Genomic DNA, 14,051 nt, shown 5'->3' with positions numbered 1-14,051 from the left:
AGACCGATTCTTCGTTCCTCAGAATGACATTAATCTATTTTAATTTTTCAAAAAAGTAGGGTTCATAATCGCCTAACAATTCAGGATGTGCAATTTTTATTAAATCCTTTAAGACTAAGTCTGGTCTTGCGGTTCCTAATTCATAATATAAAACTCCGCCAGTTGCACCTGTCGTATTCACAAACGTATAGATGTTATTGTTCTTAAAGGCTTCAAAATTAGTATAAAGTGAATTTGCTTTTTCTAATTGCTCTAAGCTGCTATAATACGAAGGACTCAACCATAATTCAGTGTCTTGGGCTTTTTCTAAAACCACTTCAAAGCTTAAGGCTAAACTACCATTTCCCGTAGTGTCACTCCAAAGATAATTAAGGTTAGCATCTTTGAGAAATTGGGCTTCTGGGCTAGAACCATTAGGTAAATACCACACCTCTTCATGCATAGCACCACTAAAAACGGTTGGAACATGCTCTGAATTTTGTGCAATGGCTTTCGCAGCTAAATAATCGCTTTCAATTTGATTAAATATAGAATCGGCTTCTTTTTCTTTATTAAAAAGGACTCCGAACAGTTTAATCCATTCCGCTTTTGCTAATGCGGAAGATTCTACCCAATCGCCATTATATATCACAGGAATTCCGGCTTTTTTGATGACTTCAAAAGTTTTATTGACTCCATCGACACCAAAACCAACAACAACATCTGGATTGAGTTCGAGTAAAACCTCAGTATTTATGCCTTCATTTTTACCAAGAGCTCTTACTTTTCCCGCATCAATACGTTGTCTTGTTTTTTCTGAAGAGATATAATCTACACCAGGAAATCCTACTAAGGTTTTTTCAACCTCTAAAAGTTCTAATGCAGGAATGTGCGTGGTAGAAGTCACTACAGATTTTGTAATAGGAGTAATAATAACTCCATCATAATCAGCCTTATTATAAGTTGATCGTGCCGCTTGTTCTTTGGTAAGTAATAAATAGCGGTAAGTTTTTTCGGCTTTTGGCCACGCTTTAGTTATTTCAACTGTTTTATACTGATTGGTTTGTGTGATTTTAAAACCATCAGCATATTTTAATGCTAGAACATTTTCTTCTAAAGGAGGAAGTTCTTGAGGCTTATTTTTATCTTCTTTGCAACTATAAAATACGACTATAAAAAGTAATAAAATTCGAGTGATTTTCATATGTAACCTTTGTAACTGTTTATGATATGATGACTTGGTAACTTTGTTAAAAATATTAAAGTCATGAGAAACGATTCAAATTTAACACTATATATCGTTGCAGGAATAATCATTGTACATTTTTTAATTGGCTTCATTTATTTGATCTATAAAATGAATAAGAAAAAGTAGTAAGCTTTGAATAACTAAGGCTGTTTATTTTGAATTAAAAAAGCCGCTTTCACAATTTGTAAAAGCGGCTTTTTTAGTTTTATTGCTGAAAAATATTGGATTCTAATGGTCTATCATCTACCATATCGAACCTAAAAGGATTTTCAAAATTTTGATCACTAATTTGCTTTAACGGTTCTGGTTGTTGCGATGATATACCTGCACGACCTGAGGCTGTAATGTCTGCAATAGCCTCTGCTAATAAACGTTCTTCAGGATTACCAAGTTGATTTAGGTTTTCGTAAAATTCAGATATTTCAAATAATGGATCTGGACTTAAGCCATCATAAAATTCTGAAAATCCATCTGCATTTTGTGCTTCATAAATTAACGGTTGCATAGCGTACATATGATTAGGGTTTACATTTTCTCTAGAAAAATCTGAAGAATCATAGATCGTTCTCGAAGCTTGAGATTTACCTCGTGTCGTTGAACCAATTTGCACAACATCAATATAAGGTGTTAAACCATTTATTATAAGTTCACTCGCAGAAGCGCTACTTCCTGTTGTAATAATATAAATCTTATTTAAGTTTAAACTGTTTATAGATTGCTGGTAGGTGATGTCTCCATCACTATTTTGTTTGGTCATTTGTGTTACAAACGGATTTAGTAAAGCGTCAGGGTTGTTTTGTTCAAACTGAGCAAGTATGTCACTGTTCCATTTCTCCTTAAAGAAAACTTCACCAGTAAATTGACCAGTTATCATAGACGCTAGCCAAATGGCTGTATCAACGCTACCTCCACCATTATAACGTAAATCTAAAACCAAATCAGAAATACCAGCAGACTGAAATTCTGCAAATACATTATTTAATTCATCAAGATTATCGTTGCCAATTCTAAAGCCATTGTACATTAAATAACCTATTGAGCTTCCACCAACATTAAGAACATTATGAGTTAAAATAGGGTTTTCTGTATATTCTGATTTTGTAAGTGTAATCGACGTATTATTTGGTGTAATAACATCATCGGTTCTTGTTTCTGTTGTGTTATTATTATCGTAATCAGCCAAGCCTATGGTATAGGTTGTTGGGCTAAATAAATCACGAAAATTTGTTTCTGTTATTGTAATGCCATCAATAGTGTTAAAAATCATTCCTCTAGAAATCCCTTTCGCTTCGGCATCTGTATTAGGTAAAACATAGCGTACATAACCAATGATATCTTCTGCAGCATTTGGTAATTTCACTAAACCAAAAGCCATTCCATTATTAAGAGATGTGCCCTGTAACTGTTGTTCTAAATCTAAAAAATTAGGAACAATAACACTAAACTCATCCACATCATTTGGTAAATAAAGTAAAGATTCAAATAACGCTTCGGGTGAAGAATAGCTATTTAGATAATTAGAATAATCGTCGTTAGAGCTAAAACGATCGTTTGCTAAATCTGGAATATTATCTTTATATGCGTAGAAGACATTCAAGCCTTTCCAAACAAAGTTATTTATTTGCACGTTTGAAACAGCGATATCATCCATGTCTTCAAAGCAACTTGTCATTGTAAACACAGTAATACAAGTTAGCAGTAAAATCGTAAACTTTTTCATAGTTATTTTTCTTTATTGAGTAGCAATTTTTCTTTTATTATACTAAAACTCTAAATTTACTTACATTATTATAAATAAAAAAAAATGTTTGTAACAAAACGTAAAGTGTATCGTCGTAATAATGAAGGCGAGTAATATTGACTTCACCAACCAATCAAAACAATAATGAAGCAAGCAGATTTTGTAAGCTTAGTAATGCCATTTAAGGATAAGGTATTTCGTTTAGCGAAACGATTACTGGTTTCTCGTGAAGAAGCAGAAGATGCTACACAAGAAATACTTTTGAAATTATGGAAGAATAATAAAAAGATTGGTGACTATAAAAATGTTGAAGCATTTTCAATGACGATGACAAAGAATTTTTGCTTAGATCGCTTAAAATCGAAACAAGCCTCTAATTTAAAAATTGTTCATAGTAATTATACGGATAGCAATGCGTCATTGCAAAATCAAGTTGAAGCAAAAGACAGTGTGGATTGGGTGTCTAAAATAATGGAAGACCTACCAGAACAACAAAAAATAATAGTACAGCTAAGAGATATTGAAGACTATGATTACAGCGACATCGCTAAAATGCTAGACATGAATGAAACAGCGGTTAGAGTCAATTTATCTAGAGCACGAAAAACAATACGAGAAAAATTAACTAATACACATCAACATGGTATTAAATAATATAGAAGACTTAATAGAAAAGTATCATAATGCAGAAACATCTTTGCAAGAAGAAGCGCAATTAAAAGCGTATTTCGCTAGCGATAATGTGGCAGCACATTTAGAGCATTACAAACCTATGTTTCAGTACTTTTCGCAATCAAAACAAGAACAGTATACCAAAGACGTTCCATTAAACTCTAAGAAAACAAAATTGTATCAATGGATTTCTGTCGCAGCTGTTGCCGTTCTAATGCTTGGATTCTTGATTCCGAATTGGGATAGTGGACCAAAAACGCTAGCAGATTATTCGCAAGAAGAACAACAAATGTATTTGGAAGCAAAACAAGCTTTGGCAATGCTTTCAAATAATTTTAATGATGGAGCATCAAGTCTAAAGGTATTGGATTTGGCTTCAGATAATTTTAATGTTGGACTTGAAAAAGCCAGCTATATTAAAGAATTTAGTGAAACAACAAACAAATTATTAAAGAATTAAAAAACAAGAAATAATGAAAAAAATTGTGGTAATAATAGCGGTAATGCTAATGTCAGTAAATGGATTTAGTCAAAGTGTATTTGATAAATTTGAAGACCAAGAAGGAGTGTTTTCGGTTATTCTTAACGGAAAAATGTTTAAAATGTTAGCTACAATGGGAGTTGATATGGAGGATCCAGAAATGAAAGAATATGCTGAAATGGCTAATAACATTACAGGTTTTAAAGTATTTACAACAGGAGATGTAAAAATATCTAGTGATATGGGTGCTACAGTGGATAAATATTTAAAGTCATCAGATTTAGAAGAATTGATGCGTATAAAAGACGGAAATCAAACCGTAAAATTTTACGTGAAAGAAGGAAAGGATGAAAACCACGTAAAAGAATTATTAATGTTTATTACTGGTCTAAAAGAGTTGACTAAAGATCAAGATATTGAAATTAATGGTAAAAAACGTGAGTTCGAAACTGTAGTTATGACCTTAACTGGCGACATAGATTTAAGACAAGTTTCAAAAATTACAAACCAAATGGATATTCCTGGTGGTGAGCAGTTAGAGAAAGCTGGAAAAAAACAATAAACAGAAAAAACACATGATACAATCAATCAAAAAATCAATAGTAATGTTGCTTTTGGTTACAGCTTTTACAAGTTGTAATCAAGGGCCTACATTACAAACCTATTATGTAGATAACGAGTTAAAACCAGGCTTTTCAACGTTTGATGTACCAGCAAGTTTTATAGTTGTTGAAGATGTTGAATTAACTGATGAACAAGAAGAAGCTTATGAGTCTGTCGATAAGTTGAATGTATTAACTTTTATGAAAGAAGATACAGATGCTGAAGCATACAAAGTAGAATTAGAAAAAATAAACACCATTCTGAAAGACCCTAAATATGAGGATTTAATGCGTGGTGGCAATTCTGTGGACGGAAAGTTTGTAGTGAAATTTTTAGGAGATATAGAAAATATTGATGAACTCATCATCTTTGGTCATGCTAAAGACAAAGGCTTTATGATTGCTAGAGTATTAGGTGACGATATGAATGCTAATAAGTTAGTATCCTTAACGTCTATATTAGAAAAGGCCGATTTTGATGAAAATCAACTTAAAGATTTAACCGACTTTTTTAAATAAACTGACAACTACCAAGTACACTTTAAGATAGTTGAGAATAAATTTGAAATATATTTTCTTTAGATAAATCAGAAAATTTAAGCATAGCCATAGTTACGATTATATTTTATGTTGAAATATAAAGGAAATAGAAGCTAATTTAATCGGCTATGTTAAGGTGTATTTGGTATCTTTATTTAAATGTTAATGTGAACCGTCTTGAGGATTATCTTCAAGGCGATTTTCTTTTGCCTTATTTTTAATCGCAAACATAACTGCTAAACCGAATAAAACCCCAAAACTTAGAATCAAAATACCTTTTACAATAAGGTAATCTAACACATCAAACAAGCCAGCAATAAAGAAACAAAGTGTCAAAAGGGTGACACAGCATAAAACGATAGCATCTGTTGTTTTTGGTATAAGGTTTGCTAATTTCATAAAGGTTAAATACCTGTATAATTACTTGGTGTAATTGCTTTTAATTCTGTTTTAATAGCATCTGAAACCTCTAAGGTATCAATAAAATTTGAAATAGAGCTTTGTGTAATCGCTTCGTTAGTTCTCGTTAAACCTTTTAAAGCCTCGTAAGGGTTTGGATAACTTTCACGTCTCAGAATCGTCTGAATAGCTTCCGCTACAACAGCCCAATTATGTTCTAAGTCTTTAGCAAATTTAGGTTCGTTTAATAATAGTTTACCTAAGCCTTTAATGGTAGATTTAAAACCAATAAGTGTATGTCCAAATGGCACACCAACATTTCTTAAAACCGTACTATCTGTTAAATCGCGTTGCAATCTTGAAATTGGTAATTTGGCAGACAAATGTTCAAAAATAGCGTTTGCTATACCTAAGTTTCCTTCACTATTTTCAAAATCGATAGGATTTACTTTGTGTGGCATGGCAGAACTTCCAACTTCACCAGCTTTTATTTTTTGTTTAAAATAGTCCATTGAAACATAAGTCCAAATATCTCTATCTAAATCTATAATTATGGTATTAATACGTTTTAAACCATCAAATAATGCCGCAGCATGATCGTAATGTTCTATCTGTGTTGTTGGAAATGAATGGTGTAGGCCTAACTTTTCCTGGACAAATTGTGTTCCAAATGCTTTCCAATCAATTTGAGGGTAAGCGACTTTATGCGCGTTATAATTCCCTGTTGCACCACCAAATTTAGCAGCACTTGGCACATCGTTTAATAAATTGAATTGCTCTTTTAATCGTACTGCAAAAACATCTATTTCTTTACCTAAACGCGTTGGCGAGGCTGGCTGTCCGTGAGTTCTTGCTAACATTGGGATGTCTGCCCAATCTTTTGCTAAGCCTTCTATTTTTTCTAATAAGGCAGTATATTCAGGGACATACACATCATTCATAGCATCCTTAATACTCAACGGAATTGCTGTGTTGTTAATATCCTGAGAGGTTAAGCCAAAATGAATAAACTCCTTGTAAGCAGATAAACCTAACGCATCAAATTTGTCCTTTATAAAATACTCAACGGCTTTAACATCGTGATTGGTAACTTTTTCAATCTCTTTAATTGCCGAAGCATCAACAGCTGTGAAATTTTTATAAATAGCTCTTAAATCTTCAAAAACAGAACTAGAAACAGATTCTAGCTGAGGTAATGGTATTTCACAAAGTGCAATAAAGTATTCAATCTCTACTAAAACACGATATTTAATCAGTGCTTCTTCAGAAAAATAGTTGCCTAAAGCATCAACTTTAGATCGGTATCTACCATCGATTGGTGAAATTGCATTAAGAGGTGAAAGTGCCATTTATATTGGTTTTTTTGAAGCTTCAAATATAAGGAAGTTAGTTAAGAGTTATAGGTTTTGAGATGATAGTTTTTTAGTATTTTATCATTTTTTTATCTTCTTTAAAATATGCTTAGCTCTTGCTTTAAATCCTGAACTTTGCATCTCATAATCGCGTTCTAAGATAATAGCCAGTTCTGGATGAATCCAATCGTATTCAGTGCCTAAGAGGTATAAACTATTCATGCTATAGGCTTTAGGTGCAATTTTTTCGTCGTTAATCATCCAGTCAAAGCAAGCCTCAACAATTTTTTCTTTATGAATTTCGGATAGTGCGGTTTTAAGAGCATTGTCTGTTTTGGAATAATGAGCTTTAGTTAAATACTCACAAATCTTAGCTATAGGTCTAACCGCAGAATCTAAGTGGACATTAGATATATGAGCAGTAAATGTATTGAGATGTGGAATTATAGTATCGAGATTTTCGCCACACATAAACTCAAAAACCCAAGCGGCTCTGCACGAAATTTTATCATCCACATCAAATAGAATTTCTAATAGTGGAGGAATCAATTCCGGATTGTCAATGATGAGTTTGGCGTATTTCAATCGTTTGTCTCGTGAATGATTGACGTAATTTAATTCCTTATAGAGTTCTGCTTTGGTCACTAGAAAATGTTTAATTTAGTCCCGATTCTTAGGAATAAAATTAATCAAAAATTAAGATTATAAAAACTAAATTCTAAGTGAACCAATTGGTATTTAAGATTTAATTTTTAAAATTTTATAATTTTTACATGAAAAAGAAATTATTAGTTATTGGTTTCGTTTGGCCAGAGCCAAAAAGTTCTGCTGCAGGTAGTCGTATTCTTCAGATAATTGCTCAATTTCAAAACCAAGGTTATGTTGTGGTTTTTTCTTCTGCAGCTAAAACGTCTCAAAATACCTTCGATTTAAATAGTATAAATGTTGAAACGAAGCCCATTCATTTAAATGATTCTGGTTTTGATGATTTTGTAAAAGCACTAAATCCCAATGTGGTTTTATTCGATAGGTTTATGACCGAAGAACAATACGGTTGGCGAGTTTCAGAACAATGCCCAAATGCTTTTAGAATATTAGATACAGAAGATTTTCATGGCTTACGAAAGGCTAGGGAAGTGGCCTTAAAACAAAATGAGTCAGTTACTAAATCGCACCTTCAAAACGATACCACCAAACGTGAAATTGCAAGTATCTATCGCTGTGATTTGAGTTTGATGATTTCTGAAGCTGAGATAGAAATATTAACCAATCAATTTAAAATTGATAAAAGTTTACTGTATTACTTACCATTTTTATTAGAGCCTATTTCTGAAGACGAAAAAAATCAGGTGCCAACGTTTGAAGCCCGGCAACATTTTATAACTATTGGCAACTTTCTTCATGCGCCCAATTACGATGCTGTTTTATATCTAAAACAGACGATTTGGCCATTAATAAGAAAAAAAATACCTAAAGCGGAATTGCATATTTACGGTGCTTATGAATCGCAAAAAGTAACACAACTCAATAAACCAAAAGAAGGTTTTTTCATTAAAGGTTTTGCAGAAGATGTAAATGTTGTGATGGAACAAGCAAGAGTTTGCTTAGCATCCTTAAGATTTGGTGCAGGACTTAAAGGCAAACTCATCGATGCGATGCAAAATGGAACACCATGTGTCATGTCTACTATTGCAGCGGAAGGCATGTTTGGTGAATTGGAAAGCAACGGTTTAATAGGAGATAATCCTGAAGCGTTTGCTGACAAAGCTGTAGCGCTTTATACCAATTTGGATCTTTGGTCAGTAAAAAAGAACAATGGATTTAAGGTGTTAGACCAACGTTTTAATAAGGCTAATTTTGAAGGTAACTTTGCGACACATGTTAACTGGCTCTCTAATCATCTAGAAACGCATCGCCAAAATAATTTTATTGGGCAATTATTTAGGCATCAATCCATGCAGAGTACTAAGTATATGAGTAAATGGATTGAGGCTAAAAACAAATAAGCCTTAGTTTGTTGAAACTATATAGTGTTTAATTTTAAGTTTCTAAAATATTAAAAATCTTTTTAAAGTTTACAGGGAAGTCATCTTTTAGATACAATTCTTCTTTTGTAAAAGGATGCACAAAGTTTAAACTATAGGCGTGTAGGTATAAGCCTTTCCCATTTAAAATAAGCGATGCAATGCCGTAATCTTTGTCACCGAGAATTGGGTTTCCAATGCTAGCTAAATGTTTTCGTAGTTGATGTCGTCGTCCTGTAGAAGGTTCTAATTCCACTAAATTAAGATGTCCAAATCGAGTGGATGCAACAGTTTGGTGTACTTTGTAAATAGATTCGCTGGCTTTTCCATCTACATCTGTTATAATAAGACCTTCGGCTTTCATGCTACCAATGGTAACAGCATAATAGGTTTTTTTTATCGCTCTGTCTTCAAACAGTTTATTTAAAGCGCGAATACTACGTTTGGTTTTTCCTATTAATAAAATGCCAGTGGTAGGAAAATCTAAACGATGCACAGGTTGTGGTTGGGTGGCATCATCTAGAGGACTTGGTTTTAGATTTTGAATTAAAGCATTAGTAATGGTTTTAAAGTGGTTGCCACTGACTAAAATTCCTGCAGGTTTGTGAATTACAGCTAAATAATCATCTTCAAATAATACTTGGAGTTTAAAAATTAAACGTTTCTTAGGATTCACATGTTCGGGAACGGATAAGCTGATAAGCTCACCACCATTAATAAATGTAGCCGAAGTAGCAGCGTTACCATTGACTGTAATATAGCCTTTTTTTAATGCTTTTTTTAAAGCAGATTTGGTTGGGAAGCTATCAAAAATCCCGACACCATATTCCTGCAATCGAATAGGAGTTGTACGCTCAGGGACCTTATGGTTTTCTGTTAGTTTGATGATTTTGTTTGTGTCTTAAAATTGCCCGAAATTAAAGCGATTACTAATACTCCAATTCCAACGCCCAATGCAGCTCCTTTAACAAAATCGTTTATGAGCGAAAAATGTGCTACAAGTTGAGCTATAGAAATAATAAATATTCCCGAGCATAAAAGGGCTATTGTTTTTCTTTTTGTTAGTGATTTCATAGTTTTATGAGTTAGTTTAGGATGGCATAATTAGATACAAGACTAATATCTTGTTTACTTTTCTTAATTTATTGGTGAATTTAATAATAACTATTTTATTTAAAGTGTTTTCTTAAGCATCTTTCGGTATTTAAAACCATAAATTTCTTGAATTTTGTGATTCAATATATGGTCTGATGGAAATACTTTTAGTTCTAATTTTTCATTCTTAGTTTTTAACCATTTTATAAATTCAATATAGTGGTCTGAATGTGCAATCGCTAGAAAACTCAATGATTGTACTTGATTTTTAGTTTTGAATTTTATTCTATTTTTATCACTTGATTTATGAATGGATAAGAATTCAATTACTAATAAATCTGCATAAGGGACTTGTATCCTTTTCTTTAAAAATTTGTATTCGATTATAATTTCGTTCTCTAAGAATTTAATAGTAAAAGTTCGCTTTCTTTGATAGGAAATAATTACAACAACAATTCCGATAGTTATTAAAATAGAAATTAATTGTATCCAAATGATGTCAGTAGCGTATACTATACTACCTCCAATTGCTAAACACATTAATATCGCTAACACGGTATCAAGATTAGAATGACTTGAAGATGAATAGTATGTTTTCATATTTTTAAATTACCTATAATACTAGTGTTTATTAGTGAAACTGTATACGACTAAGTTAATTTAAAATCATAGTTCTAGCAAACCCTATGGTCATAAACTGAAAAAAAGCCATTAGTAACTAATGACTTTTTTAAGACTATGAACAGAACTATTAATCTAATAGCACTTCTAAGGCTAATTAAATTATAAATTATTCTTCAAAAATGCTGTTATTTCAGAGGGTTCAGCTCTGTTGCGATAGTCCGTGTCCAAAAATGCATATGCAATTTTTCCTTCTTCATTTATGATATAGGTTGCCGCTAAAGGAAGTGCGTTAGAGGTATCTCCATTATGGCTATTCATGTCAAATGATTTATTGTAAATACTGGCAACCGCATCTGTTAATGTGAATACAATACCATAATCGTTGGCAACTTCGTTACCGATGTCACTTAGAACTTCAAATTCTAAATCGTTTTTTTCGGTTGTACTGATCGATTGGTCAGGTAATTCTGGAGTTAAAGCTAATAAATTGGCATTATTCGCTTTAAAGTTTGGTAATTCTTGTTGTAACTGCTGTAAGGTTAAATTACAATACGGACACCAACCACCTCTATACCAAGTTAACACTACAGGGCCTTCTTTTAAATATGTTTCTAAAGCAACGGTTTCGCCTATGGCATTTTTTAAAACAAAGTTTGGCGCTTTGTCACCAACTTGCTTTGCCTGACTTAGAATATCGCTATTCTTTACATCTTCAAAACCTTCGTTGTAGATTCTTTTTTTAGTTTCGTCTGCGTTTTTTTCAAAATTAGCTTTCTTCTTGTCTAATTTTGATTTTAAGGAGGTGACTGTGTGATTTGTCATTGTATTTTCTTTTTTAAACTCTTCTTTTTTCAAGTTATTATTAAATGAAATATTAGTCCATGTAACATATATCCATGGAGCATCCGTGACTTCAGCGTCCCAATTGGATTTTTTATATTGACGTTTTGTCGGAATTAACATACCATCGATATCTTCGTATTCTAATTGCATTAGATTTGGGGTTTCCATAACGCCAAAATCAGCAACAGTAAACAAAAATTGATCGACCAAACCACTGTCTTTGTTAATATAGACCTGGTAAATGTCCGTTGGTTTATTGTCTTCTGAAGTGAAGGCTATTTTTACAATGTCGTAAGCTGTGTCTTCAATGGTTTTTTCGCCTAAGTAATCGTAAGTCACCCCAGGATCCAATAATTTTGGCAACATGGCAAACCAGTAAAAATTGGTAGGGCGGTTAAATGCGACACGTTTTAAAGCAGCCTCATCATCGGTGATTAGGTTGCCCTTATGTTTTAGCCAATATTCGTCACCATCGTAACCTTGTTCTATTAAACCTTCTAAGTTAGGAAGTGTTCTTTCGTGTTGCTTATATGCGCCATAGGATAATTCTCCATTAAATATATACTTCTCTGTACTGACGTCTTTTTTACCATCTGGAGTTTGATAGGTATAGGTATAAACCACGTCTTTTTTGTTTAAAAGTGTTTGGTAGTCTCCAGTTTTTTTAGTGAGTTCATACACTAATTCGTGACCTTTGTTTTTAAAAGTTATTGTTTCTGATTTTTTTTCTGAGTCTGATGTACCCGTTTTAGCTGCTGCATCCGACGTTTTGCCATTGTTACAAGATGCTAATGTAATACAGGTTATAAGTGTTAAGATTTTGATTTTCATATATTTAGTTTTACGTGGTTTTATACTAAAGCGCCATTGGCACCAATAATTTGACCAGAAATCCATTTAGAATCGTCACTTGCTAAAAATAATACGACCTTGGCGATATCTATTGGTTGAGCCAATCTGTTAAAGGCATTCATACTGCTTAGTTTTTCAATAAATTCTGGTGATTTTCCATGCATAAATAATTCGGTTTCTGTAGCGCCAGGAGCAAGGGCATTTACTGAGATTCCTCGTCCAATTTCTTTTGAAAATACACGTGTCATTTGCTCTACTGCTGCTTTCGATGCCGAGTATAAAGCATAGGTAGGAAACATTAATTTTACCGTGCTTGAAGAAATATTTATAATATTCCCGTTATCTGCCAATTTGTGAAACGCTTCTTGCAAGGTATTAAAGATCCCTTTAACGTTAACATCAAATTGTTTAGAAAAATCTTCTGCGCTGTTATCTTTTAGAGGTTTTGAAATCATAACGCCAGCATTATTTACTAAGACATCTACTTTTCCGTAGGCCTCAATAGCTTTATCGAATAATGCTGAAACCTCTACTTTTTGACTTACATCTGCTTTTATGGCCCTTGCTATTCCACCAGCTTCCGTAATAACCTTTACCGTATTCTTGGCGTCATCTTCACTATTGGAATGGTTAACAATAACTTTAGCGCCATTTTTAGCTAATTGAATGGCAATTTCTTTACCTATACCTCTTGAGGCACCTGTTACAATAATAACTTTGTTTTCTAGTGACATGATACTATTATTTTAAAGCTACTAAACGTTGGGCAATTAATTTTAAATTAGGTTCGTTAATTTCTGGAGTTGGTGCTAAAGGATACAGTTGCGCGCCTGGTCTTCCAACAAAAGCACCGCGCCATCCTGCCCAAATAGCACCAGCAATATCCCAGCCGTGTGCAGCAACAAGTAAACATTCATTGGGTTTTACGCCCATTTTTCTTGCAGCCCAATTATAGGCATCTGTATCGGGTTTAAATTTTCCTATGTCTTCAATGCTTAGGCGTTCATCAAAATAATCTAATAATCCTGCGTTTTTAAATTGTGTTTCTACACCTTTGTTAGAGGAATTAGTAAAGGATACTAATTTATAGCCTGCAGCTCTTAAATCGGTTAAGGCTTGCTTTACTTCAGGATGGGCAGGTAAGGAACGTATTGGACCTAAAATAGATGCTCTTGCGTCTTCCTCAGTAATTGTAATGCCGTGATTGGCTGCTACCATTTGTAAAGCTGCTGCACCAATGATGCCAAAATCATTATATTGTCTACCTACTGTAGTAACTAAGGAATATTGTAGCATGGTTGTAAACCATAATGGTAATAAATCACTTCTATCACCTAAAACTTTACCTACGCTATCTTTCATAGCAGTAAGGTCTAGTAAGGTTTCGTTAACGTCAAAAAATAATACTTTTGGTCTTGTTGTGGTCATAGTTTCTTTTTTTTCTTCTGGTTTAGTAGGTGCTGCAAATCCAAATTGTGGTATTGTGGCACCAGCGATACCAAACATTGCTGTTTTTTTTATAAAATTTCTTCTGTTGTTAGTGCTCATGTATAAGGTGTTATTTAAACATACTAGTAGGTATGTTTTTAAATTAAAAA

The 14,051-nt window shown here is 33.1% G+C and carries 16 protein-coding genes; 5 read left to right on the top strand and 11 right to left on the bottom strand.

What is annotated here, in order from left to right; all coding sequences use genetic code 11:
- Positions 1 to 34: 34 nt before the first annotated feature.
- Both K1X16_RS01240 and K1X16_RS01235 read right to left on the bottom strand, forming a co-directional pair.
- Positions 35 to 1,183, bottom strand: coding sequence for an ABC transporter substrate-binding protein (locus tag K1X16_RS01240; RefSeq protein ID WP_225034740.1), 1,149 nt, complete (start codon positions 1,181 to 1,183; stop codon positions 35 to 37).
- A gap of 250 nt (positions 1,184 to 1,433) precedes the next feature.
- Positions 1,434 to 2,948: a S41 family peptidase gene (locus tag K1X16_RS01235; RefSeq protein ID WP_225034739.1), complete on the bottom strand. Its 1,515-nt coding sequence runs from the start codon at positions 2,946 to 2,948 to the stop codon at positions 1,434 to 1,436.
- Between the two features lie 165 nt (positions 2,949 to 3,113).
- Here K1X16_RS01235 and K1X16_RS01230 point away from each other — a divergent pair, with 165 nt between their 5' ends.
- The 4 genes from K1X16_RS01230 to K1X16_RS01215 are packed head-to-tail and all read left to right on the top strand — an operon-like array spanning position 3,114 to position 5,243.
- Positions 3,114 to 3,623, top strand: a complete 510-nt coding sequence (locus K1X16_RS01230) for an RNA polymerase sigma factor (protein WP_225034738.1) — start codon at positions 3,114 to 3,116, stop codon at positions 3,621 to 3,623.
- Positions 3,610 to 4,101 carry a hypothetical protein gene (locus K1X16_RS01225; protein WP_225034737.1) on the top strand — a complete coding sequence of 164 codons (492 nt, stop codon included), beginning with the start codon at positions 3,610 to 3,612 and terminating at the stop codon, positions 4,099 to 4,101. Before K1X16_RS01230 ends, K1X16_RS01225 begins: the two co-directional genes overlap by 14 nt.
- 13 nt (positions 4,102 to 4,114) lie before the next feature.
- Positions 4,115 to 4,684 (top strand): DUF4252 domain-containing protein, encoded by a 570-nt coding sequence (locus tag K1X16_RS01220; protein WP_225034736.1) that lies wholly within the window; start codon positions 4,115 to 4,117, stop codon positions 4,682 to 4,684.
- Between the two features lie 13 nt (positions 4,685 to 4,697).
- Entirely contained in the window at positions 4,698 to 5,243 is a 546-nt protein-coding gene (locus tag K1X16_RS01215; protein ID WP_225034735.1) for a DUF4252 domain-containing protein, read from the top strand.
- A 183-nt stretch (positions 5,244 to 5,426) separates the two neighbouring features.
- Here the strand turns inward: K1X16_RS01215 and K1X16_RS01210 are convergent, their stop codons facing one another.
- The 3 genes from K1X16_RS01210 to K1X16_RS01200 form a co-directional block, all read right to left on the bottom strand.
- Positions 5,427 to 5,663: a hypothetical protein gene (locus K1X16_RS01210; protein ID WP_195870590.1), complete on the bottom strand. Its 237-nt coding sequence runs from the start codon at positions 5,661 to 5,663 to the stop codon at positions 5,427 to 5,429.
- A gap of 5 nt (positions 5,664 to 5,668) precedes the next feature.
- Positions 5,669 to 7,012: an adenylosuccinate lyase gene (gene purB / locus K1X16_RS01205; RefSeq protein ID WP_225034734.1), complete on the bottom strand. Its 1,344-nt coding sequence runs from the start codon at positions 7,010 to 7,012 to the stop codon at positions 5,669 to 5,671.
- 84 nt (positions 7,013 to 7,096) lie between these two features.
- Complete coding sequence (locus K1X16_RS01200) at positions 7,097 to 7,660, bottom strand: adenylosuccinate lyase (RefSeq protein ID WP_225034733.1); 564 nt, start codon at positions 7,658 to 7,660, stop codon at positions 7,097 to 7,099.
- 128 nt (positions 7,661 to 7,788) lie between these two features.
- Between K1X16_RS01200 and K1X16_RS01195 the strand changes: the two genes are divergently transcribed.
- Entirely contained in the window at positions 7,789 to 9,021 is a 1,233-nt protein-coding gene (locus tag K1X16_RS01195) for a glycosyltransferase (RefSeq protein WP_225034732.1), read from the top strand.
- A gap of 34 nt (positions 9,022 to 9,055) precedes the next feature.
- Here K1X16_RS01195 and K1X16_RS01190 read toward each other — a convergent pair whose 3' ends face one another.
- The 6 genes from K1X16_RS01190 to K1X16_RS01165 form a co-directional block, all read right to left on the bottom strand.
- Positions 9,056 to 9,874 (bottom strand): RluA family pseudouridine synthase, encoded by an 819-nt coding sequence (locus K1X16_RS01190; protein ID WP_225034731.1) that lies wholly within the window; start codon positions 9,872 to 9,874, stop codon positions 9,056 to 9,058.
- Positions 9,875 to 9,915: 41 nt separating this feature from the next.
- Positions 9,916 to 10,113 (bottom strand): hypothetical protein, encoded by a 198-nt coding sequence (locus K1X16_RS01185; RefSeq protein ID WP_195870586.1) that lies wholly within the window; start codon positions 10,111 to 10,113, stop codon positions 9,916 to 9,918.
- Between the two features lie 99 nt (positions 10,114 to 10,212).
- The gene (locus tag K1X16_RS01180) at positions 10,213 to 10,734 is read right to left on the bottom strand and encodes a hypothetical protein (protein ID WP_225034730.1); all 522 of its coding nucleotides are present in this window, start codon (positions 10,732 to 10,734) and stop codon (positions 10,213 to 10,215) included.
- Between the two features lie 183 nt (positions 10,735 to 10,917).
- Positions 10,918 to 12,432, bottom strand: coding sequence for a peroxiredoxin-like family protein (locus K1X16_RS01175; RefSeq protein WP_225034729.1), 1,515 nt, complete (start codon positions 12,430 to 12,432; stop codon positions 10,918 to 10,920).
- A 20-nt stretch (positions 12,433 to 12,452) separates the two neighbouring features.
- Positions 12,453 to 13,187, bottom strand: a complete 735-nt coding sequence (locus tag K1X16_RS01170; protein WP_225034728.1) for an SDR family oxidoreductase — start codon at positions 13,185 to 13,187, stop codon at positions 12,453 to 12,455.
- Between the two features lie 7 nt (positions 13,188 to 13,194).
- The gene (locus tag K1X16_RS01165; protein WP_225034727.1) at positions 13,195 to 14,001 is read right to left on the bottom strand and encodes a haloacid dehalogenase type II; all 807 of its coding nucleotides are present in this window, start codon (positions 13,999 to 14,001) and stop codon (positions 13,195 to 13,197) included.
- Between the last annotated feature and the right edge of the window lie 50 nt (positions 14,002 to 14,051).

It is taken from the genome of Winogradskyella sp. SM1960 (assembly GCF_020179375.1).
GTDB classification, from domain to species: Bacteria; Bacteroidota; Bacteroidia; order Flavobacteriales; family Flavobacteriaceae; genus Winogradskyella; species Winogradskyella marina.
The sequence above is the reverse complement of the archived record's forward strand: the minus strand, read 5'-3'. Positions and strand labels throughout refer to the sequence as shown.

Coding starts and splice junctions, on each gene's coding strand:
- K1X16_RS01240 (WP_225034740.1), bottom strand. CDS start 1,183: ATGAAAATCACTCGAATTTTATTACTTTTTATAGTCGTATTTTATAGT.
- K1X16_RS01235 (WP_225034739.1), bottom strand. CDS start 2,948: ATGAAAAAGTTTACGATTTTACTGCTAACTTGTATTACTGTGTTTACA.
- K1X16_RS01230 (WP_225034738.1), top strand. CDS start 3,114: ATGAAGCAAGCAGATTTTGTAAGCTTAGTAATGCCATTTAAGGATAAG.
- K1X16_RS01225 (WP_225034737.1), top strand. CDS start 3,610: ATGGTATTAAATAATATAGAAGACTTAATAGAAAAGTATCATAATGCA.
- K1X16_RS01220 (WP_225034736.1), top strand. CDS start 4,115: ATGAAAAAAATTGTGGTAATAATAGCGGTAATGCTAATGTCAGTAAAT.
- K1X16_RS01215 (WP_225034735.1), top strand. CDS start 4,698: ATGATACAATCAATCAAAAAATCAATAGTAATGTTGCTTTTGGTTACA.
- K1X16_RS01210 (WP_195870590.1), bottom strand. CDS start 5,663: ATGAAATTAGCAAACCTTATACCAAAAACAACAGATGCTATCGTTTTA.
- purB (WP_225034734.1), bottom strand. CDS start 7,012: ATGGCACTTTCACCTCTTAATGCAATTTCACCAATCGATGGTAGATAC.
- K1X16_RS01195 (WP_225034732.1), top strand. CDS start 7,789: ATGAAAAAGAAATTATTAGTTATTGGTTTCGTTTGGCCAGAGCCAAAA.
- K1X16_RS01185 (WP_195870586.1), bottom strand. CDS start 10,113: ATGAAATCACTAACAAAAAGAAAAACAATAGCCCTTTTATGCTCGGGA.
- K1X16_RS01180 (WP_225034730.1), bottom strand. CDS start 10,734: ATGAAAACATACTATTCATCTTCAAGTCATTCTAATCTTGATACCGTG.
- K1X16_RS01175 (WP_225034729.1), bottom strand. CDS start 12,432: ATGAAAATCAAAATCTTAACACTTATAACCTGTATTACATTAGCATCT.
- K1X16_RS01170 (WP_225034728.1), bottom strand. CDS start 13,187: ATGTCACTAGAAAACAAAGTTATTATTGTAACAGGTGCCTCAAGAGGT.
- K1X16_RS01165 (WP_225034727.1), bottom strand. CDS start 14,001: ATGAGCACTAACAACAGAAGAAATTTTATAAAAAAAACAGCAATGTTT.